Genomic DNA, 21,894 nt, shown 5'->3' on the forward strand with positions numbered 1-21,894 from the left:
TGGAAATGATGGAATTTGAAACAGTGATTGGACTTGAGGTCCATGTTGAGTTAAAAACAGAATCGAAAATCTTTTCAGCGAGCCCAAACCATTTTGGTGCGGAGCCGAATACTAATACAAGTGTAATCGACCTTGGCTATCCAGGCGTATTGCCTGTCTTGAATAAAAAGGCAGTTGACTTTGGAATGAAGGCAGCAATGGCCCTAAATTGTCAGGTTGCTACACATACAAAATTTGACCGGAAGAATTACTTTTATCCGGACAATCCGAAGGCTTATCAAATCTCACAATTTGACCAGCCGATTGGCGAGCATGGCTGGATTGAAATTGAAGTAAACGGCTATACGAAAAAGATCGGAATTACCAGGATTCATTTAGAGGAAGATGCCGGTAAACTGAACCATGAAAAAGGATATTCTTTATGCGATTACAACCGTCAAGGCACGCCGCTTGTTGAAATCGTTTCTGAGCCGGATATCCGTACGCCGGATGAAGCGTATGCTTATCTTGAAAAATTAAAGTCCATCATCCAGTATACAGGCGTTTCTGATTGTAAAATGGAAGAGGGTTCGCTTCGCTGCGATGCTAATATTTCGATTCGTCCCGTCGGGCAGGAAGAGTTCGGAACGAAAACGGAATTAAAGAATTTGAACTCATTCAATTTTGTTCGTAAGGGCCTTGAATATGAAGAAAAACGCCAGCGCGAAGTAGTATCCTCAGGCGGGACGATTGATCAGGAAACACGCCGCTTTGATGAGGCAACCGGGACTACTATTTTAATGAGGGTAAAAGAAGGTTCAGATGACTATCGTTACTTCCCTGAGCCAGATTTACTTGACTTATTTATAGATGAGGATTGGAAAGCACGCATTCGTGCCGAAATTCCAGAGCTCCCAGACCAACGCCAAAAACGTTATGTCGAAGAGCTTGGTTTACCGGTTTATGATGCCAAAGTATTGACGGTAACAAAAGAAATGGCTGATTTCTTTGAAGCAACGGTTAAAGATGGTGCTGATTCGAAGCTTGCTTCGAACTGGATCATGGGCGATGTTTCTGCTTACTTAAATGCAGAAGGTAAGGAACTCGATCAGGTTGCCTTAACACCTGAAGGTCTAGCCAGCATGATTAAGCTTATTGAAAATGGAACGATTTCTTCTAAGATTGCGAAAACTGTTTTTAAAGAGTTAATTGAGCAGGGCGGAGATGCTGAGCAAATCGTAAAGGATAAAGGACTTGTGCAAATTTCTGATGAAGGCACACTTCTGAAGATTATTGCTGAGGTACTTGATGCCAATCCGAAATCGGTGGAAGATTTCAAGGATGGCAAAAATAAAGCCGTTGGATTCCTTGTTGGTCAGCTGATGAAAGCTACAAAGGGACAGGCTAACCCGCAATTGGTTAATAAATTGTTGCAGCAGGAATTGCAGAAACGTTAAAGGAAGGCTGGCAGATTTCATTCTGCCAGCTTTTTTACATATGGGAATGTCGAAACAAGTCTCGACATTCTTTTCCCGGGAAATTGGGAAAAGTCATTTGTTTTTAAGGGGTTACTGCCTTTTTAATCAATCGTTTGGTTGATAAGGAATGTTGGGGGATTGTGTCGATGGGTGTCATAGGTACTTGTTTTCGGCATTATTTTCAGTCTGAAGGGCCCATACTAAAACTAAAAAAGCACTTGAACCAAAGGCCTGTAAGGACTTAGCCTAATTTAATTAAACGTTTGAATAGTTTCTATATTTCTACAAGATTTATCTGGATATAACGAAAAAATCTAAGGTTATCAAGGTTTGTAAGGAATTTAATTAAACGTTTGTTTAGTTATAAAAAGGATTTAATCAAACGTTTGATTAGTTTTTATGTTGGAATAAAGAAAACGAGGATGTTTGTCCATCCTCGTTTTTAAAAGGAAATCATTGCTCCCCGTTCGTCAAAGACAGAACTGGGATTCCAGGCCACTTCCCAAAGATTTTTTTCAGGATTTGCAAAGTAAGCCGTTCGTCCACCCCAGAATGCGTTACTAGGCTCTCTTAGAATGACACCGCCAGCTGCCCGGATTATTTCGATAGTTGAATCTACTTTTTCTGACTTTTCTACATTTATAGCAAATGTCACAGGGTGAAAGGTTTCTGGAGCTTTTGGCAGCTCAACGCCAGCGTCATTTGCCAGTTCAGCTATCGGAAAAAGGGTAAGCAGGACGCCTGCCGTTTTAAAGACAGCATAAGTATCGGAGCTGTTCTCAGTTTCCTCCCATCCCAAGGCTTTGTAAAAAGCACGAAGAGCCGGTAAGTCGTATGCACCGATTGTTAGTAAACTAACTCGTTGTGGGACCATCGTTCATTCCTCCATAGAATATTTGTTAGTATTACTGTTCTTCATAAGCCGCTAGACTCCTTCTTATTTGACCTAAATATCACTGTACAGTATGACCTAGGCCAGCCTAGGCTTAAGGAAAGAGCAGATAAGTCTTTTCTATAGTTTAATAACGATCGAAAATGGTAAGATTTAGATATGGAGATAATGAGATGGATGCGAGGCTGAGCGATGACTAATTATATTGCGCTGTTACGAGGAATTAATGTAGGCGGGCATCATAAAATGAAGATGGCAGACTTAAAAAACTTATTAGCATCGATGGGTTTACAAAATGTGAAGACGTATATTCAAAGTGGAAATGTCTTATTTGAATCAGAAGAAGAAGCAGAACAGCTTAGTCAGAAAATTGAGGACGAACTAAACCATACCTTTGGCTTTCCGGTTCCGGTGGTTTTAAGAACAGCCAAGGAATTTCAACAGATTATCAATGATTGCCCCTATTCATCGGATTCGTTACGTGAAGGGGAAAGTGTCCAAGTTGCTTTTTTAGGCGGGGAACCAAGCAGAGAGGGTATTGACCACATGTACACCTATAATAATGACCTAGAAGAGTGTAAAATTAAAGGCAAAGAAGTTTACTTTTACTTCCGAAAAAGTATCAGGGACTCAAAGCTTGCCACTCAGCTTCCCAAACTTCGTGTGCCGGCTACCGTTCGTAATTGGAAGACGGTCGTGAAGCTGGATGAAATGTTGAAATTATAATAAGAAGGAGTGGGAACGATTATGAATTTAAATGAATGGTTTCAAAAAGGGATGACCGCTGAGGAGTACCTCAACTCAATGAAGCAAAATAAGGAAGAAATGTTGGTTATCTATGAGAAGTTTACCTTAACTAGCGTGGATCAAGCCAAACTAGGGGCATTAAGAGAGCAGCATTTAAGGGTTATGGCCTTAACAGAGGATTGGTGCGGTGATGCGCTGCTCAATAATCCGATTTTGATGAAGATAGCTGAAGCAGCGGGAATCGAACTTCGTTTTATCCTTCGTGACCAAAATCTCGAGCTAATGGACCAATACTTAACCAATGGCACATCCCGAGCGATTCCTATTTATATTTTTATAAATGAAGAAGGAAATGAAGTTGCAGTTTGGGGACCAAGGGCGGCTGAAATGCAGGCGCTTGTAATGGAGAGACGTGCGGACCTGCCTGACAAGGATGCACCTGATTTTCAGGAGAAGCAAATGGCGATGTATAAACAGCTCAGAGAATCATATCTAAAGGACGCAGGAATTTGGCAAACCGTTGCGGACAGTATTATCTCTAAACTCATATAAAAAAACGACAGGTCCCTGTCGTTTTTTTTTACAACGATTTGCTTTTCATTCAAAGGAGGAGTCCCTTATTTGGTTACATCTTGAATCCTCCATTTTTGGGAGGAATGCGGTCGTTCGCAAGATTCTTGTCATTGATCTTCGGCTCGATGCCAAGGATGAAATTTCGTATGTTGGAGCGGTGCAGATACAGTAAAAATAGTGAGAATACTAGAAAGATAAGCTCTAATTCTAGTTTAGGGGAGATGATAGCATAGGCTAACATGCTAAGGCCTACTGAGATGGAGCCAATAAACACATATTTTGTTAGAAAGATCATTAAGAAGAAGCATAAATAGGCAATGGCTAGTAATGGGAGGTTAGCGATCAAAAGAGCACCAGCGGTAGTTGCAATCGCTTTGCCGCCGCGGAAGCCTGCAAAGATGGGAAAACAATGACCAACCACTGCCAATAGGCCGAAGTATAGCGGCTCTGCATCAAGTTGAAAGTAGATTGGCAAATAGGCTGCTACAGCCCCTTTGGACAAATCGATGAAGAGCACGAACAAGGCCGATTTTTTACCGAGGACTCTCATCGTGTTTGTGGCACCGGGGTTTTTACTGCCAAGCTCGCGGATATCCACTCCGAAGAATAGCTTGCCCACAATTAGTGCAGTGGGAATGCTTCCGATTAAGTAGGAGGCTAAGAGTAACGACCAGATCATTTGCATCATTCCCTCATAAAATAGTTTCTAATAGCATTCTAACATACTTAAATGGTATTATTTTGTTAAATTATCACAATCAGGAAGTAAGGGAGCGCTCGACATGAGACAAACAGATTTTGGCCAAGTTGCTAATAGCTATGCGCGTTCGCGAGAAGATATACCTGTAGCTTTAATGGAAAGTCTTCAGCTGCGAAATATTTTCTTTGCAGGAAAAAAGATTGCTGATATTGGGGCTGGAACTGGAGCGTTAACGAGGAAGATGGCTATGCGAAATGCAGATGTGGTTGGGATAGAGCCCTCTCATGAATTGAGAGCACAGGCCTTGGCTTTAAATGTGACGAAAAATTTTCAAATTCCCTATCTCCATGGAACGGCGGAAGCAACGGGTTTAGAAGATTCCAAGTTTGATATCGTCACGGTAATGCGTGCCTGGCATTGGTTCGACAGGCTGAAGGCAATTGCGGAAATAAAGCGCATCATAAAGGAAAAAGGAACATTGATTGTGATTGATTCGGGTTTTTTAACCGGTACAACCGTTGTAGCGCAAACCTTTGAAGTGCTGTCTAAATATTTAGAGGGCGGCTTAACCCCTGCAGGTTCAAAGGCAGATTCTAAGCTGCGGATCAATGGCTTCCCAGTGGAATGGTTCAAGGAATGGCAGGATACCGGCTTTGATTTGAGGGATTTTTATAAATTGAATTATACGGTGGAGTTTTCTAAGCAGGAGTGGCTGGACAGGATAGAATCGGTCTCGTGGATGGCGGGCTTGGAGGAGTCCGTACGGAAAAAGGCACTCTTGGAATTGTCCAGCACCATTTCCGAACAGGAGCCTTTCAAGATATTCCACGAGTGTAATGTTTGTCTTTTACGATTATCAGAAAAGTAACGGTTAAAACGTGTAGGGATCATCCTTGCACGTTTTTTTATGTCTTAGGAAATTATAGATTTACTACTTGTGAATAACTTTTACAGGGTTAGATATGTCCAGCTCCAGCGCCTAGCCCCTCGAGGTCATAAGCCAATCCGTCTAAAAGGTTAAAGAGCAACCTTTCAGCCGGCTCGTCTTATGCTTGTCGGGGCTAACCAAGGCGCTTGCGCTTTTGTTCTTTGGACCTAACACTTGGAATGTCTACGTTTTATATAATTTTTAATGCTAAGATGAAAAAAATCTTAAAAATATTTAAAAATGGGTGTAGGGTTTGATCGGAGATCGTACGTCTAATGTTGTAGAAAGAAAAAAAGAAAGGGGGAGAGAACGATTAGTGACACAGTCTTAATTGAAAAAGTGCTCGAGGGCAATGATCATGCCTTTCGCTTATTGGTTGAGAAGTACCGCAATGATGTGTTCCGGACTGTCTTTGCAGTTCTTCGTGATCAAAAGGAAGCAGAAGACGCTGCTCAAGAAGTGTTTATGAAAGTTTACACCTCTCTCTCCCACTATGAAAATCAAGGGTTTAAAACGTGGATAACGCGTATTGCTGTTAACCATGCAATAGATGCAAAGCGAAAACAGGCAAGGCGAAGAGAGGATGTTGTGGATGCGCTAGACCAACAGGCGATAGGGTCGCCTAAGGATAGTGTAGAAAAGGTGGTCATCGCCGAGGACCAGCGCAGGCTGGTTCAAAAAAAGCTTAATGAAGTGCCGGAAAATTACCGGGAAGTGATTTATGGTTTTTACATAGCTGAAAAAAGCTATCAGCAAATGGCCAAAGAACAAAATGTCCAGGTTAAAACGATTGAGACCAAGTTGTATCGAGCCAGGAATTGGATGAAAAGAAATTGGAAGGAGGACGATTTTTCATGAAGCATTACAGTTACGAAAGATGGCAGCAATATGTGAAGGACGAACTGAGTGAACACCAGCGCGAAGAGTTAGAGGATCATCTCTATACATGTGATCAGTGTCTTGAAGTATACCTAGAAGCTGTAACAGCCAATGAAACATCCCTGCCAGCCCTTCCAAACGACAACGAATTCACCACCCGCATAATGGAAATGGTGCCTGTCACCAATAAGAACATTAACATCGTGGAAATGGATTCATTGGTGCCTGACACCAACTACGATCGGCCGTTGTATCAGCGGGCGGGTTTTCATTATTTGCTGGCGGCGGCTGCGACGCTGCTGTTGATGTTTTCGGGGGCGTTTCAATCGCTTGCCTCGTATGCTGGTTCTTTAGAGAAGCCGATTATGGAAGAGAAGAAGCCTTCTGTGACGGAGGGCGTTATTAATAAAACATTTGCATGGATGGATTCACTTGAAAAAAAGGAGGCAAATAAGAAATGAAAAGTTCAAGCAAGGCATTAACATTATCGTTATTTCCCGGCCTCGGTCATATTTATTTCGGTAATATGGTTCGCGGAGTTCTCTATTTACTCTCGGTTGTTGGCTTGGCATTCCTAACCGTCATAGCCTTAATGAATAACACCCCTGAGGTTGCCATCTTAGCTTTTATGGCGGGAATCTTTATTTATTTGATCAGCTTTATCGATATGGGTGTACAGGTCTCAAAACAAAAGAAGAACCAGCTTGCGCTTGCTGAAGGGGACACTGACCAACAGAATCCTAGCAAGGCTGTCCAAGACTCAGAGCGCTTTTATACGATTGTCCTTTCCTTTATTCCTGGGCTTGGACACTTTCAAATTGGCCTGATGAATAGAGGCTTAACGTTGCTAGGAGCGTTTTTGGGGCTGGCTGTTATGGTCATCTTTGTAACAGCCATGTCCAACCGCAGCGAGTTTATGGTTTTCTTGGCAGGTTTGCCGATTATCTGGGTATATGGATTCTTTGATGCTGTTCAGCAGGTAAATAAAAAGCAGCGCGGGGAAGAACTTGTTGACCGAACCATCTTTGAAGACTTTGAAATGCGCCGGGAAGACGGAAAAAAGAGTAAATCGATTGCAACCTTTCTTTCAATCTTCCCAGGAGCAGGCCACCTTTATTTAGGTCTGCAGCGCCGGGGAATCCAATTAATGGCGGCATTCTTGTTCTCGATCTATATCCTAGATGTGTTAAGGCTCGGAATCTTCTTATTTTTAATTCCGATCATCTGGTTCTATAGCTTTTTTGATGCCATGCAAAAGGTTTCGAGATACGGGGGTGAAAAAGTGGAGGATGAGCCGATTATCGCTTACTTCGTTAATCATCAAAAATGGGTCGGGATTGGGCTCGTTTTATTAGGGGCTTATTATTTATTGATGAACATCCTGCTGCCGGCTTTCTCACCGCTGATTCACCGATTAATCAATGTTGATATCATGTATTGGATTCAAGGCTATTTCCAAACAGCGCTTGTCTGTGTGCTATTAATTGGCGGTGGTCTCAAGCTTTTATCTGGAAGTAAGCAAAAAAGGGGGGCAAAGAGCCATGAGTAAGTGGGGAAATAGGATGGCAGGGGTCGTGCTGATTGGAGCCGGTATCGGGTTCCTTTTTAGAAAAAGAAAGGGGGAAAATAAGGAATGAGGACTTGGCGTGTTGGGACGTTTTCGATGGGGGCCTCGCTTATTTTCCTAGGCCTCTTTCTTTTCTTTTCAAAGTTTCTTAGCCTTGATTTAGCTGAGGTGCTGATGGCTTGGTGGCCGGTATTGCTAGTTGTGTTGGGTGCTGAAATTTTGGTCTATCTATTTTTATCAAGACAAGAACAACCGATATTAAAATATGACTTTCTAAGTATTTTCCTTGTTGGGTTAATCGGTACAGCAGGCATTGTCTTTGCCGTCCTCAGCTCAGCCGGAGTGATGGGCAAAGTGGAAGAAGTCATGGCTAGAGAAGTACGATCCTATGATCTCCCGGCTTTTTCCTATCAAACCGATGAAAGCATTAAACGTGTAGTCATCCAATCCGTTGGATATGATATGACGGTTGAGGCAACCGATAGCAAAGAAGTCTCGATGTTTGGCACATACAGGATCGAATCGGCGAAAAAAACTGCACTGTTAAAAAATGCAAAGGATATTGTGACCGCTAATCAAAAGGGGGACACGCTTTACCTGAATTTTAAAATGCTGCCGGACAAGATGGGCCTGTTTGATTCACAGGGAATCGTAGCGGAAACCGTCCTAGTTCCAAGCCATGTAAAGTTAGAAGTGGTGGGAAGTAATGAGTCACTCAGCTTAAAACCGCGTACCCTAGCCAATGACTGGGATATTGAAAGTTCGTCAGCAGTGGCAGTTGATGTAATGAAAAATAGCAATATGACAGTTAAGGCTGTTGGAGTAGATCAACTAAACGGGAAAGATTGGAAGATCACGGAGGAACCTAAGGGCGAAGAGCTCGGTTCGCCAGGACCCAAAAATGCAGAATATCAATCTGGTGATGGTAAATACCTTATCCATATTAGCAATGCGTATGAGGTTAAACTAAATACAAATCAATAATCTGTTTACCAATATATTTGTAAGCTTGAATAATAATTGGTAGAATATAGAACTGACAAAGCCAATTGTTATTTAAAAAATAGGATGATGATGAATGAAAAGAGCAAGACTGATATACAATCCTACTTCAGGACGGGAAATTCTGAAGCGAAATTTACCCGAAATCCTTGAAAAACTAGAAATCGCCGGATATGAGGCATCCTGCCATGCGACAACTGGTGCGGGAGATGCAACCAAGGCTGCACGGCTTGCGGTGGAACGCCAGTACGATATTGTCATTGCCGCAGGCGGCGATGGAACCATACATGAAATAGTCAACGGACTCGCTGAACAGGAATATCGTCCGAAATTAGGGATTATTCCAGCAGGTACAACCAATGATTTTGCCCGAGCCCTCCAAATCCCAAGAGATATCGGATCGGCAGTGGATATCATCACTAGAGGGGAACTCATTCCTGTAGATATCGGCCGGATAAATGATCGTTATTTTATCAATATTGCTGGCGGCGGCCGGATTACCGAGCTTACCTATGAGGTGCCTAGCAAATTAAAAACGATGCTCGGCCAGCTCGCCTACTATTTAAAAGGAATGGAAATGCTCCCGTCGATTAAAGCATCCGACTTAAGGATTGAATATGATGGGAAGCTGTTTGAGGGGGAAGCGATGATGTTCCTTGTCGGGCTGACCAACTCAATCGGTGGATTTGAAAAACTGGCACCGGATTCCTCGATTAACGATGGGTTATTCTCTTTATTAATTTTGAAAAAGGTAAATCTGGCTGAGTTTATTCGGATATCGACCCTAGCGGTTCGCGGTGAACACGTAAATGATCCGAATGTCATCTATACACAGGCCAATCGCATTAAGGTTTACTCCAATGAAAAGGTACAATTAAATTTAGATGGTGAATTTGGCGGTCTGCTTCCGGCAGAGTTTGAAAATCTTTACCGCCATTTAGAGGTGTTTGTACCACTTGATGATATCCGTCCCAATGACCGTCCAACAGATTGGGTTACAGGTCAAAGATACAGCTGAGAAAAAGTCCGTTCCACTATGGAGCGGACTTTTTTTCACATTTCTGTATATAATGAGTGAAAGACGATCATCAAAATTGTTAGGGGGAATCAGGAAATGAAGGCCTTAATTAATATTGATTATACATACGACTTTGTTGCGGATGCCGGGGCGTTAACCTGCGGAATGCCAGGGCAGCGGATTGAAGGCAAAATGGTCGAGCTGACCAAGGGATTTATCCAAAATGGCGATTATGTAGTTTTTGCGATTGATGTCCATTACAAGGGAAACCAATACCACCCGGAAACGAAATTATTCCCGCCGCATAACGTAAGAGGTACGGCTGGCCGCGATTTGTTTGGGGCTCTTCAGGATGTTTATAAAGAAAATAAACTGCGTGAAAATGTGTATTATATGGATAAAACCCGTTACTCTGCATTTGCAGGAACAGACCTTGAAATTAAACTGCGTGAACGGGACATTACCGAATTGCATCTAGTTGGCGTTTGTACAGACATCTGTGTGCTCCACACGACAGTGGATGCCTATAACAGAGGGTTTAAAATCGTTGTCTATAAGGATGCTGTTGCATCCTATAATCAAGCCGGGCATGACTGGGCGCTGGGTCACTTTGAACAAACCCTTGGCGCTATGGTGAAATAAGGTTTTAAATGTTATGATGAGTTATAATCGTAAAAAGCTGTAATAGTATTCCGGAGGTTTTATGATGAAACACATTTATCATGATGATAGTTTAGCTCTGCATACTGACCTATACCAGATAAATATGGCAGAGACGTATTGGAGAGACGGCATACATAATAAACGGGCTGTATTTGAGCTGTTTTTCCGCAAGCTGCCGTTTGGAAATGGCTATGCTGTTTTCGCGGGCTTGGAAAAGGTCATTCAATTTATCCAAGGGTTTCATTTTAGTGAGGAAGACCTTGAATATTTGAAGGATGAAGTAGGGTACAAGGATGATTTCCTCGATTATTTGAAAAATATGCGGTTTACCGGATCCATCCGTGCCATGCAAGAAGGTGAGCTTGTCTTTGGAAATGAACCTATTTTACGTGTGGACGCACCCTTAGGCGAGGCACAAATTATTGAAACAGCTTTACTTAATATTGTGAACTACCAAACATTAATTGCAACGAAAGCTTCTCGAATTAAGCAGGTTGTCGGTGATGCGGTTGCGATGGAATTTGGGACGAGACGAGCACAAGAAATGGATGCGGCCATTTGGGGAACACGAGCGGCCTATTTAGCAGGATTTGACTCAACCAGTAATGTCCGGGCAGGAAAGCTCTTTGGCGTGCCAGTATCGGGAACACATGCCCATGCGATGGTGCAGGCTTATAAGGATGAATATACAGCTTTCCATAAATATGCGGAAACACATAAGGATTGTGTCTTTTTAGTTGATACATATGATACCCTCCGCCTCGGGGTGCCAAATGCCATTAAGGTTGCAAAAGAACTGGGAGATACGATTAATTTCATCGGAATCCGTCTTGACAGCGGTGACCTTGCATATCTATCCAAAGAGGCTCGGAAAATGCTGGATGAAGCCGGTTTTCCTGATGCTAAGATTGTGGCATCAAGTGACCTTGATGAATATACGATCATCAGTTTGAAAGGCCAAGGGGCAAGGATTGACAGCTGGGGAATTGGGACGAAATTGATTACCGCCTATGACCAAGCGGCACTAGGTGCGGTTTATAAAATTGTCGCCATTGATGATGAACAGGGGGAATTAGTTGATACCATTAAAATTTCCTCCAATCCGGTTAAGGTAACGACTCCGGGGATGAAAAAAATTTACCGGATTATCAATAATACCAATAATCATGCTGAAGGGGATTATATTGCGATGGAAGAGGAAGTCCTGCCGGAAAAACGGCTCCGCATGTTCCATCCTACCCATACATTCATCAATAAAGTGGTAACCAACTTTACGGCAAAGGAACTCCATGTTGATATATTTACGAACGGAGAGCTAGTCTATGAAGTTCCTTGTTTGGAAGAATCTCGTACCTACTTACAGCAAAACCTTAATGCCCTCTGGGATGAGTATAAACGGACAATGAATCCGGAAGAATATCCAGTTGACTTAAGTCAAAAATGCTGGGATAACAAGATGAGAAATATTGAAGAAGTAAAAGAAAAAGTGGCTGAAATGCAAGCAGAAGAGTAAATTTGGAGGGCGTCCTACAGGGGGCGTCCTTGTTTTATGCTGCTTGAAGGGACTCGCACGAGAAATAATCGAGAATTTTCACGGAAAAATGGCTGTTTTTCACAGAATTAAACGGGAATTGCGCGGAATAAATAAAGGATGTCGCGGAATTATCCCAAAGATCCGCGGAATTGTGTCCCCCCGAGCTCCATTTCGTGTTCCGCCCCATTATATGTTACAATCTTTCTAGTCAATTCGGAGAAAAGGAAGAACGAAATGAACAAAACCATTCCAGTAACGAAAAATGAATTTATAGATGTCATGTTTGAAGATTTAACTCATGACGGGGCAGGAGTAGCAAAGGTGGACGGATATCCACTCTTCGTTCCCAACGGACTGCCGGGTGAAAAAGCTAAAGTGAAAGTAATTAAGACTGGTAAAAGTTATGGCTTTGGAAGATTAATGGAGCTTTATGAGAAAAGCCCGTTCCGGGTGGAAATTCCAGGCAGTGATCGTCATAAATACGGTGGCTGCCAGCTTGAGCATATCAGTTATGAAGGACAGTTAACGTACAAAGAAAACCAAGTCCGCGAGGTACTGACGCGGATCGGTAAACTTGAAGAGGTGGTTGTACATCCGATTCTCGGAATGGAAAGTCCATGGCATTATCGGAATAAGGCACAGGTGCCTGTTGGTGAAAAAGATGGCAAACTGATTGCCGGCTTTTTTAAACCAAGAAGCCATGAAATTGTTGATACTGACGAAAGCCTGATTCAATTACCGGAAATTAATGAGGCCGTTCAACTAATTAAAGAGATTTGCAGCAATCTGGGGATCACGGCCTATCAGGAAGAAACACATAAAGGCGTGCTCCGCCATATCATGGCCCGCTACGGTAAGCAGACTGGTGAGCTGATGGTTGTGCTGATTACTAGAACAGCAGATTTACCACAAAAGAATCGGCTGGTAGAAGAAATTGTCGCTCGGCTGCCAAAGGTGAAATCGATTGTTCATAACGTTAATTCCAAGCGGACGAATGTTATTTTGGGTGAAAAAACAACGGTGCTCTGGGGAAGTGAATTCATTTATGACTATATTGGTGAAGTGAAATTCGCCATTTCCGCTTTGTCGTTTTACCAAGTTAATCCGGTCCAGACAAAGGTGCTTTATGACAAAGCACTTGAATATGCGGATTTAAGCGGTGAAGAAACCGTCATTGATGCGTATTGTGGAATCGGGACCATTTCGTTATTTTTAGCGCAAAAGGCTAAAAGGGTTTTCGGTGTAGAAGTTGTTCCAGAAGCAATTGAAGATGCCAGACGAAATGCCGAACTGAACGGACTGACCAATGCTGAGTTTGCAGCGGGAGAGTCAGAAGTGGTGATTCCGAAGTGGTATAAGGAGGGCAATGCCGCTGATGTGCTCGTGGTTGACCCGCCTCGCAAAGGCTGTGATGAAGCATTGCTTCAGACCATTATTGAAATGAAGCCAAAGAAGGTTGTTTATGTTTCCTGCAATCCGGCCACACTTGCCAGGGATTTACGTATCCTTGAGGATGGCGGCTATAAAACCGTTGAGGTTCAGCCTGTTGATATGTTCCCGATGACGACACACGTCGAGGCAGTGGCGAAGCTCAAATTAAGATAAATAGGAGGTCTATTGATGGATAATAACGATATATTAATTCGCTTGCGATATGCTTTGGAAATAAAAAATAAAGAAATGGCTGAGATCTTTAAACTTGGCGGTGAGGAAGTAACTGTTCCAGAAGTAATCCAGATCCTAACAAAGTCAGATGATGAAGATGAATATGAAGATGACAATCAAATCAAATGTAATAACCATATGTTCGATTCCTTTTTAAATGGCCTGATTATTTTTAAAAGAGGAAGACAAGAACCCAAACCAGGAGAGTCTAATACACCTGAACTGGTCTCACCAAAAAGTGCAAACGTGAATAATCTTCTCTTAAAGAAAGTCAAAATAGCTCTGGCCTTAACAACAGACGATATGCTCGAAATATTTGAACTGGCAGGTATAAGGGTATCCAAAGGGGAACTCGGTGCTTTATTAAGAAAAGAAGGGCATAAGAATTATAAAGAATGCGGCGATAAATTTGCTCGGAATTTCTTAAAAGGATTAGCGCTTAAGTACAGGGGATAACGAAAGATAGGTGATGAGATGATACATACCTACTTAGGGAAGACGATACGTTTTGAAATCAAGTACAAAAACAGAACTTCGATTGGGATCACGATAGATAGCTATGGAAACCTAGAAGTACAGGCTCCGAAAGGGATACCTGATGAAAGAGTGCTTCGATTATTAGAGGACAAATGGGAGCTAATTCAGCAAAAATTAAAAGAAATGCAGGATAGGCTCGAGGGTCCACAGAAAAGGCTCTATGAGCAGGGGGAGAGTTTTCTTTATTTAGGGAACAATTATCCTGTCCAAATCCTTGAAAACAATCAGATCGAGCAGGATTATGTGGTGTTTGAAGGAGAGACATTACAAATCTATGTGAAGAAGATGGAAGATGAGAGCTTAAAGCAAGCTCTTAAACGCTTCTATTATCAGCAGTGTAAAGCCTTAATCGAGAAGAGTATCACCTCCTATCAAAGCTACTTTAAAACAAAACCGCGCTCGATACGGATTACGGATAGTAAAACAACCTGGGGAACCTGTGATTCAAGGCAGCAGTTAACCTTTAATTGGAGGCTGGCGATGGCACCTCGTGAGGTGGTCGACTATGTAGTCGTTCATGAAATGTGCCATATGGTCCATCTAAATCACGATCGCTCCTTTTGGCGCCTGGTTGGAAAAATCATGCCCGATTATAAGGAAAAGGAAAACTGGCTGGCAGTTTCAAATTGGAAAATGACCGTTTAGATCAAACAAGGCGTCTGCATTCTGCAGGTGCTTTTTGTTTTCCTTAAAAAAAACACATCTTCCTAAAGTACAGGAAGATGCATCTTCTTTTAAACCTAGCTGCCAATTAAATGTAAGCAAAAATCTAAATCAGCTTGTAAATGATTTTTCATCAGCATTTCAGCTTTTTCCCCGTCTCTTGCCTTAATGGCCTCATAGATTTCCTCATGTTCATCGATTAAATGAGGACGATTGTAAAATACAACCGTTTTCCGAAAAAGATAAATCGTAGATTGCATCCGATCAATGATATCAATCATAACCGGATTATTGCTGGCATGAACAATTATTTCATGAAAACGTTCATTAGCACGCATGATTTCTTCGATAGCACCTTTTCTTCCAATCTCCACACAGTTATACAAAGATTCAAGTTCATCTTCCTGGAGATACGATGCTGCACATTTTGCTGAAAAGCCCTCCAAGAGTATGCGGACTTGGAACATATTTCTCAAATCTTTTTCGGTCGGCTTCACAACCCTCTTATTCACAATAAGTCCTTCTTGTTCCAATTTCCGAATGGACTCCCTTATCGGTGTTCTACTTACACCTAATTCAGCGGCAACCTTTTCTTCAACAATTTTGGTCCCCCCGGGAAGCTCTCCATTTAAAATTTTATCGCGAATAATTTCATAGGATTGATGAAAAGCAGGGCGAGAACGATCACTTCCTAACAAAGCTTTCACCTCAAATATGATTTCACTAATTAAAATTATCTTACCAAATTTAAAGATAAAAAAATACCAAATTCATCTTATATCCACAATCTAGTATACACTAAATAAATTTTTGTATACAAAATTAATTAAAAATGTATACAAAATAAAAGAGTTAGTATACAATATCAAATGTAATCACTAATTGAAAGCGATTGCGTTAATTTCGAGAAAGCGCAGCCAGCTTAATGTATATTGAATCAAAGGAAATAGAGGAGGAAGTAGAATGGAACGAAAAGTTGGTTTTATTGGACTTGGCATCATGGGAAAACCAATGTCGTTAAACTTAATGAAGGCAGGGCACACACTGACTGTTTTTGATCTTAATCAAGAGGCGGTAAATAGTTTAGTAGAGGCGGGAGCAGCTGCAGCGGCATCACCTAAAGAAGTGGCAGAAAAAAGTGATGTCATTATTACCATGCTGCCAGCTTCGCAACACGTGAAACAAGTTGTTTTAGGTGGAAATGGCATTTTAGAAGGAGCAAAAGAAGGTTCCGTAATCATTGATATGAGTTCTATTACTCCTGAAGTATCAAGAGAACTTGCAAATGAAGCGGCAAAAAAAGGTGTAGGATTGCTCGATGCACCTGTTAGCGGCGGGGAACCAAAAGCCATTGACGGTACGTTAGCGATCATGGTTGGCGGTAAGGAAGATGTTTTTGAAAGTGTTCAGTCCGTTCTTTATGGCATGGGGAAGGATGTAACCCTAGTAGGTGATAATGGCTGTGGTGTAACGGCAAAACTTGCTAATCAGATTATTGTAAACCTTAACATTGCCGCTATGTCTGAGGCACTTGTATTAGCAGCAAAGGCAGGTATTAATGTTGAAAAAATGTATCAGGCCATCAGAAGTGGTCTTGCAGGAAGTGCAGTGCTTGATGCAAAGGTACCAATGATTTTAGACCGAAACTTTGTTGCAGGCGGAAGCATTGCCATCAATATGAAAGACATTACTAATGTAATGGATACAGCCCATGAAATCGGTGTTCCATTACCGCTATCAAGCCAATTATTAGAGATTTTCCATGCGTTAAAGGTGGATGGAAAAATCAAAGACGATCATGGCAGCATTGTTAGATACTATGAAAAACTTGCAAATGTTGAAGTAAAGAGGGTTTAAAACATGAATGAGACAAAGAGCGTATCCATAGAAATTCTTGAAACTCTTCCTGAAGTAAACCATGTCCATGTTGATCAATTGCTTGAGGAAGCATTAACGTCCTTAAATAAAAAAATAATTGTTTTGGATGATGATCCGACTGGTGTTCAAACAGTTCATGACATCTCAGTTTTTACAGATTGGTCCCCAGAAAGTATCGAACAGGGATTTAAGGAAGAACAGTCGATATTTTTTATCTTGACCAATTCACGAGGGTTTACAGCAGAAGAAACTGAGAAGGTCCATCGGGAAATAGCGGAAAATATTCTAACGGTAGCATCGAAATTAAACCGGGAATTCATGATTATCAACCGTGGAGATTCAACTTTAAGAGGCCACTATCCTTTAGAAACAAACGTTTTAAAGGAAACGATTGAGACTGCTTCTGATTTGAAAATAGATGGCGAAGTCATCCTGCCTTTCTTCAAAGAGGGAGGGCGCCTTACCATCAATAATATTCACTATGTTCAGTACGGTGAGGAGCTTGTACCGGCTGGCGAAACAGAATTTGCCAAGGATCGCACCTTTGGGTACACAAAGTCTGATTTAGGTGAATGGATTGAAGAGAAGTCTAATGGAGAATTTACTGCTGAAAATACATTATATATTTCACTTGAACAGCTTCGTTCATTGCAGATTGAAAAAATAACCGAACAGCTTCTTCAAGTGAACAATTTTAATAAAGTAGTAGTCAATGCTGTTGATGAGACGGATGTAAAAATCTTTACCATTGCTTTAGTACAGGCTATCAACAGCGGCAAGAACTTCTTATTTAGGAGTGCAGCCGCTCTTCCAAAGGTTATCGGAGGAGTGAGCAGCAAACCGCTGCTTACTAGAGCAGAATTAGTGGGAGAAGAAACTGGGAATGGCGGATTAATTATTATTGGTTCCCATGTGAAAAAAACGACCGAACAGCTGGAAGAGCTTAAAAAGTTAAGGGCGATTGAGTTTATTGAGTTTAATAGCCATTTAGTTTTACAGCCCGAAGCATTTCAAAAAGAATGTGACCGGGTAATTGAAACAACTGACGATCTTATTCGTTCCGGTAAAACCGTTGCTGTTTATACCAGCAGAGAGCGTCTTGACCTTGGGGAAGGCAAAAAGGAAGAAGAATTAAAGCTCTCCGTTTCGATTTCAGATGCGGTGACAAGTATCGTCACTAGATTACAAGTTAGACCGAACTTTCTGATTGCAAAAGGCGGGATTACCTCCAGTGATGTTGGGACAAAAGGCTTGAAGGTGAAGAGAGCAACAGTCGCTGGGCAAATTCGCCCTGGTATCCCGGTGTGGAGAACAGGGGCTGAAAGCAAGTATCCTGGTATGGCTTATGTCATTTTCCCAGGGAACGTAGGATCCAAAACCGATTTAAAAGAGGTTGCTGAAATATTAAGCGGTAGATAGATTTTATTTTAAAAGGATGCCAATAAACATAGGATTGGCATCCCCTTAAACAAAGGAGAAGATGGAGAAAATGCCAATAGTATATATCTGCATAGGGGTAGCTTTATTACTATTATTGATGGTGGTCTTTAAGTTAAACGCATTCATCTCGTTGATTGTAGTCGGATTGCTCGTAGGTATAATGGAAGGAATGTCACCAGTAGAAGCGATGACATCCATTACAACCGGTTTGGGCGGCACCTTGGGAAATCTAGCTTTAGTGATTGTGTTTGGGGGTATGATTGGGAAACTGATGGCTGATTCCGGAGGTGCCCAGCGAATCTCTGTTACCTTAATCCGAGCATTTGGCAAAAAGCGAGTGCAGTTAGCAGCTGTTCTTACTGCATTTGTTGTTGGAATCGCTTTATTTTTTGAAACGGGCGTTGTTGTTTTAATCCCGTTAGTATTCACAATTGCCGCAGAAGCGGGTGTTCCCATCCTATACATTGGAATGCCGGTTATCGCAGCATTAATTACTATGCACGGCTTTGTGCCGCCGCATCCAGGGCCAACAGCGGTTGCGGGCATCTATCAAGCAAACCTTGGAAAGACATTATTATATGGGATTATCGTCGCTATTCCTGCTGTTATTATTAGCGGACCATTATATACGAAGTTATTTAAAAAGGAAGATTTAGAAGTAGAGATTCCAAAAGGTCTCTTTACACCCAAACACTTCAAAGAAGAGGAAATGCCTGAATTTGGTATTAGTATGTTTACTGCTCTTATTCCAGTTATTCTTATTGCCTTCCAGGCTATTGTAGAAATTGTAGCACCAAAATCAGGTCTTTTACCTGCTGCTCAATTTTTAGGTAATCCTGGTATTGCGTTGTTAATTTCTGTAATCGTTGCCATTTTCACATTTGGTCTTAATCGCGGCAGAAAAATGCAGGAACTGATGAATTCACTTACAGCATCAATTAGCAGTATTGCAGTAATTTTATTGATTATCGGCGGCGGCGGTGCATTCAAACAAGTATTGATTGATAGCCATGTCGATAAATATGTTGCCCATCTAATGGAAGGATCATCGATTTCTCCATTAATCCTAGCATGGTTAATTGCCGCAATATTACGTGTCGTTCTAGGCTCAGCTACTGTTGCAGGTATGACTGCAGCTGGTATTGCAGCACCACTCGTTGCAGCAACACATGTAAGTCCAGAGCTTATGGTTTTAGCTACAGGTGCTGGAAGTATGACGTTCTCCCATGTAAATGATGCAGGCTTCTGGATTTACAAAGAATTCTTTAACCTTTCCATTGGTAAAACAATTAAGACCTGGTCTGTTATGGTTACGATTGCTTCATTGGTCGGACTTGCAGGAGTGTTAATCATAAATCTTTTTCTCTAAAGATCTTTTACGGTATTCAGTGGGAAAATAGAACCAGAAAAAAGAGTAATCTATTACCTTCTTTTCAGGAGGAAGGAATAGTTACTCTTTTTTACATATGTGAATGGTAGCTTTATACCATGTGTTTATTCAAATTTTTTCAATACAATCGCTGAATTATGACCGCCAAAACCAAATGAATTCGATATACCAATAGACAATGGGATTCTTCTAGCACCCTCTGCAACATAATCTAAATCACAATCAGGATCTCGATTTTCTAGATTGATCGTTGGAGGCACGATCCCTTGCTGCAGGCTTTTCACAAGAGCAATTGCCTCCGCACCACCGGCAGCACCAAGCATGTGGCCAAGCATCGATTTATTAGCGGTAACGGGTATTTTATAGGCATAATCTCCAAACAGCCTCTTTATCGCCATAGTTTCTGAAAGGTCACCCAGCTGTGTACTCGTTGCATGGGCACTGATCACATCGACCTCATCAATCGATAGATTGGCCTTTAGTAAGGCATTTCGCATCGCTAGATAGGCGCCCTTTCCTTCAGGGTGCGTGGCCACCATATGATGGGCATCAGAACTAGCACCATACCCGATTACTTCACATAAGATCGGTGCGTTTCTTTGAACGGCATGTTCTAATGATTCTAACACTAAAATTCCGGCACCTTCACTCATGACAAAACCATCTCGATTCGCATCAAACGGTCTGCTTGCCAGTGCGGGATCCTCATTTCTGGTGGATAATGCTTTTGCATTACCGAAACTTGCCAGCGATAAATTGGTGATGGCAGCTTCCGTTCCACCCGCAAAAATAACATCTGCATCACCATAGCGAATGGTATTAAAGGCTTCACCAATCGCTGTATTACCAATAGAACATGCGGTTACTGGTGATAAGGATGGACCATGTGCACCAAATTTAATACTGATTTGAGCCGCTGCGGCATTGGAAATCATCATCGGGACTAAATTAGGACTTACTCTTCCAGGACCTCGTTCATTTAGCAGATTCACATTATCAACAAAGGTTTGGATACCTCCAATTCCGGAACCGACATAGACGCCAAGACGTTCACGATCAATTTTTTCGAGTTGTAATTGAGAAGTTTCTAGTGCTTGCTCGGCTGCGGCTAAAGCAAACTGGGCAAAGCGATCCAAGCGTCTGGCTTCCTTTTGCCCCCAGCGTCCCTCTGGATCTAAGTTACGAACAACACCAGCTATCTTAGTTTTGGAATTAGATACATCAAAGGTATCAATAGTAGAAATTCCTGATTTTCCTTCCACTAAATTACCCCAAAATGTATCAAGATCATTGCCAAGAGGTGAGATAATTCCCATTCCCGTTATAACTACTCTTTTCATCGTGATTCCTCCTGCCTTCATTTTTCTTTCATTTTAACTCATTTATATCCTATTACAAGTTGTTGTTTATCATAGTATAATGAACACCATGATAGGAGGAAATGTTATGAATCCTGAAACTAGACTGCAAGCATTATCAGAGTTTCTAAAGGCCAAGCGTTCCAAATTGAATCCTCAAATGGTCGGCCTTCCAGCAGGTACACGAAGGAGGACACCGGGGCTCAGAAGAGAGGAAGTTGCTCAATTAGCTGGTGTAAGTACCACTTGGTATACATGGTTAGAGCAGGGGAGAGAAATTAAAGTATCAACTTCCGTTTTAGATGCTATTTCAGATGCATTGCAATTAAATAAAGATGAAAAAAAGTACTTATATGCATTGGCCTTGGAAGAGGGCGTAGATCCTGTCTCCTCCAATATAGAAGAAACGAAAATTAGTCCATCCCTGAAAAGAATTCTCCAGGAACTTCAGTACTGCCCAACGATTATTACTGATCGGCGCTTGTTTATTGTCGGGTGGAATCCCGCCGCTGCAAATGTTTTTTTAGATTTTGACCAGATTCCAATTGAGGAAAGGAATCTAATTCAATTATTGTTTTCAAGAAAGGAATTTCGGAGTCTAGCAGTTAATTGGGAACATTTTGTGAAAGGGTTTCTCGCTATTTTTCGCACCTATTACGGGCAATATGTAGCTGATAAGTGGTATAAACAATTTATTGAGGACTTGGAACAGGCTTATCCGGACTTTCGCCTTTTATGGCATGAAGGTGAAGTGAGCTCAGCCCCGGAAATGCAAATTGAATTTCGTCATGCTAAGGCGGGAAAAATGATTTTTAATTTAACTTCTTTACAAGTACAGGGAAATAACGACTTAAGATGCAGCGTCTATACGCCAGCTGAAGATACCGGAACGGAATCTAAGTTAAAGCGGTTAATTAAAAATCAAAATAATTCTCAATAAACAACCACTTGCACGCGGTCATGTAGAGTTATCGGGAAGACATGAATAAAAGAAGGCAGCTAA

22 protein-coding genes are annotated in these 21,894 nt (G+C 41.7%); 18 read left to right on the forward strand and 4 right to left on the reverse strand.

Annotation, left to right across the window (positions count from 1 at the left end):
• The first annotated feature begins 8 nt into the window (after positions 1 to 8).
• Positions 9 to 1,436, forward strand: a complete 1,428-nt coding sequence (gene gatB / locus J7E81_RS20120) for an Asp-tRNA(Asn)/Glu-tRNA(Gln) amidotransferase subunit GatB (protein ID WP_215045235.1) — start codon at positions 9 to 11, stop codon at positions 1,434 to 1,436.
• Between the two features lie 463 nt (positions 1,437 to 1,899).
• Here gatB and J7E81_RS20125 read toward each other — a convergent pair whose 3' ends face one another.
• Positions 1,900 to 2,331: a VOC family protein gene (locus tag J7E81_RS20125; RefSeq protein ID WP_215045236.1), complete on the reverse strand. Its 432-nt coding sequence runs from the start codon at positions 2,329 to 2,331 to the stop codon at positions 1,900 to 1,902.
• 210 nt (positions 2,332 to 2,541) lie between these two features.
• Between J7E81_RS20125 and J7E81_RS20130 the strand changes: the two genes are divergently transcribed.
• On the forward strand, positions 2,542 to 3,075 hold the full coding sequence (locus tag J7E81_RS20130; protein ID WP_215045237.1) for a DUF1697 domain-containing protein: 534 nt from the start codon (positions 2,542 to 2,544) through the stop codon (positions 3,073 to 3,075).
• Positions 3,076 to 3,096: 21 nt separating this feature from the next.
• Positions 3,097 to 3,648 (forward strand): thioredoxin family protein, encoded by a 552-nt coding sequence (locus J7E81_RS20135; RefSeq protein WP_215045238.1) that lies wholly within the window; start codon positions 3,097 to 3,099, stop codon positions 3,646 to 3,648.
• A 73-nt stretch (positions 3,649 to 3,721) separates the two neighbouring features.
• On the opposite strand, the gene plsY is transcribed toward J7E81_RS20135, so the two are convergent.
• Positions 3,722 to 4,348 carry a glycerol-3-phosphate 1-O-acyltransferase PlsY gene (gene plsY, locus J7E81_RS20140; protein ID WP_215045239.1) on the reverse strand — a complete coding sequence of 209 codons (627 nt, stop codon included), beginning with the start codon at positions 4,346 to 4,348 and terminating at the stop codon, positions 3,722 to 3,724.
• A gap of 103 nt (positions 4,349 to 4,451) precedes the next feature.
• Here plsY and J7E81_RS20145 point away from each other — a divergent pair, with 103 nt between their 5' ends.
• From J7E81_RS20145 to J7E81_RS20195, 11 genes are all read left to right on the forward strand, one after another.
• Complete coding sequence (locus J7E81_RS20145; RefSeq protein ID WP_215045240.1) at positions 4,452 to 5,237, forward strand: class I SAM-dependent methyltransferase; 786 nt, start codon at positions 4,452 to 4,454, stop codon at positions 5,235 to 5,237.
• Positions 5,238 to 5,609: 372 nt separating this feature from the next.
• Positions 5,610 to 6,155, forward strand: coding sequence for an RNA polymerase sigma factor (locus tag J7E81_RS20150; RefSeq protein WP_215045328.1), 546 nt, complete (start codon positions 5,610 to 5,612; stop codon positions 6,153 to 6,155).
• Entirely contained in the window at positions 6,152 to 6,637 is a 486-nt protein-coding gene (locus tag J7E81_RS20155; RefSeq protein WP_215045241.1) for an anti-sigma factor family protein, read from the forward strand. The genes J7E81_RS20150 and J7E81_RS20155 overlap by 4 nt, the downstream gene beginning before the upstream one ends.
• On the forward strand, positions 6,634 to 7,725 hold the full coding sequence (locus J7E81_RS20160) for a hypothetical protein (RefSeq protein ID WP_215045242.1): 1,092 nt from the start codon (positions 6,634 to 6,636) through the stop codon (positions 7,723 to 7,725). The genes J7E81_RS20155 and J7E81_RS20160 overlap by 4 nt, the downstream gene beginning before the upstream one ends.
• 84 nt (positions 7,726 to 7,809) lie before the next feature.
• Positions 7,810 to 8,727: a hypothetical protein gene (locus J7E81_RS20165; RefSeq protein ID WP_215045243.1), complete on the forward strand. Its 918-nt coding sequence runs from the start codon at positions 7,810 to 7,812 to the stop codon at positions 8,725 to 8,727.
• Between the two features lie 94 nt (positions 8,728 to 8,821).
• Positions 8,822 to 9,763, forward strand: coding sequence for a diacylglycerol kinase (locus tag J7E81_RS20170; RefSeq protein WP_215045244.1), 942 nt, complete (start codon positions 8,822 to 8,824; stop codon positions 9,761 to 9,763).
• 96 nt (positions 9,764 to 9,859) lie between these two features.
• Positions 9,860 to 10,405, forward strand: a complete 546-nt coding sequence (locus tag J7E81_RS20175) for a cysteine hydrolase family protein (RefSeq protein ID WP_215045245.1) — start codon at positions 9,860 to 9,862, stop codon at positions 10,403 to 10,405.
• A gap of 64 nt (positions 10,406 to 10,469) precedes the next feature.
• Positions 10,470 to 11,939 carry a nicotinate phosphoribosyltransferase gene (locus J7E81_RS20180; RefSeq protein WP_215045246.1) on the forward strand — a complete coding sequence of 490 codons (1,470 nt, stop codon included), beginning with the start codon at positions 10,470 to 10,472 and terminating at the stop codon, positions 11,937 to 11,939.
• A gap of 255 nt (positions 11,940 to 12,194) precedes the next feature.
• Positions 12,195 to 13,565, forward strand: coding sequence for a 23S rRNA (uracil(1939)-C(5))-methyltransferase RlmD (gene rlmD / locus J7E81_RS20185; RefSeq protein WP_215045247.1), 1,371 nt, complete (start codon positions 12,195 to 12,197; stop codon positions 13,563 to 13,565).
• Positions 13,566 to 13,580: 15 nt separating this feature from the next.
• Positions 13,581 to 14,081, forward strand: a complete 501-nt coding sequence (locus J7E81_RS20190; protein WP_215045248.1) for a YehS family protein — start codon at positions 13,581 to 13,583, stop codon at positions 14,079 to 14,081.
• A gap of 18 nt (positions 14,082 to 14,099) precedes the next feature.
• Positions 14,100 to 14,807: a M48 family metallopeptidase gene (locus tag J7E81_RS20195; protein WP_215045249.1), complete on the forward strand. Its 708-nt coding sequence runs from the start codon at positions 14,100 to 14,102 to the stop codon at positions 14,805 to 14,807.
• Positions 14,808 to 14,902: 95 nt separating this feature from the next.
• On the opposite strand, the gene J7E81_RS20200 is transcribed toward J7E81_RS20195, so the two are convergent.
• Positions 14,903 to 15,523 (reverse strand): GntR family transcriptional regulator, encoded by a 621-nt coding sequence (locus J7E81_RS20200; protein ID WP_251028766.1) that lies wholly within the window; start codon positions 15,521 to 15,523, stop codon positions 14,903 to 14,905.
• Positions 15,524 to 15,788: 265 nt separating this feature from the next.
• On the opposite strand from J7E81_RS20200, the gene garR reads away from it, so the two are divergent.
• From garR to J7E81_RS20215, 3 genes are all read left to right on the forward strand, one after another.
• The gene (garR, locus tag J7E81_RS20205) at positions 15,789 to 16,682 is read left to right on the forward strand and encodes a 2-hydroxy-3-oxopropionate reductase (RefSeq protein WP_215045251.1); all 894 of its coding nucleotides are present in this window, start codon (positions 15,789 to 15,791) and stop codon (positions 16,680 to 16,682) included.
• Between the two features lie 3 nt (positions 16,683 to 16,685).
• Positions 16,686 to 18,122, forward strand: a complete 1,437-nt coding sequence (locus J7E81_RS20210; RefSeq protein ID WP_215045252.1) for a four-carbon acid sugar kinase family protein — start codon at positions 16,686 to 16,688, stop codon at positions 18,120 to 18,122.
• A gap of 70 nt (positions 18,123 to 18,192) precedes the next feature.
• On the forward strand, positions 18,193 to 19,512 hold the full coding sequence (locus J7E81_RS20215; RefSeq protein ID WP_215045253.1) for a gluconate:H+ symporter: 1,320 nt from the start codon (positions 18,193 to 18,195) through the stop codon (positions 19,510 to 19,512).
• 125 nt (positions 19,513 to 19,637) lie between these two features.
• Here J7E81_RS20215 and fabF read toward each other — a convergent pair whose 3' ends face one another.
• Positions 19,638 to 20,873, reverse strand: a complete 1,236-nt coding sequence (gene fabF, locus J7E81_RS20220) for a beta-ketoacyl-ACP synthase II (protein ID WP_215045254.1) — start codon at positions 20,871 to 20,873, stop codon at positions 19,638 to 19,640.
• Positions 20,874 to 20,979: 106 nt separating this feature from the next.
• On the opposite strand from fabF, the gene J7E81_RS20225 reads away from it, so the two are divergent.
• The gene (locus J7E81_RS20225; RefSeq protein ID WP_215045255.1) at positions 20,980 to 21,831 is read left to right on the forward strand and encodes a helix-turn-helix transcriptional regulator; all 852 of its coding nucleotides are present in this window, start codon (positions 20,980 to 20,982) and stop codon (positions 21,829 to 21,831) included.
• Positions 21,832 to 21,894 lie beyond the last annotated feature (63 nt).

Origin of the sequence: Bacillus sp. ISL-18, assembly GCF_018613415.1 — a bacterium.
Lineage (GTDB): Bacteria > Bacillota > Bacilli > Bacillales > Cytobacillaceae > Neobacillus.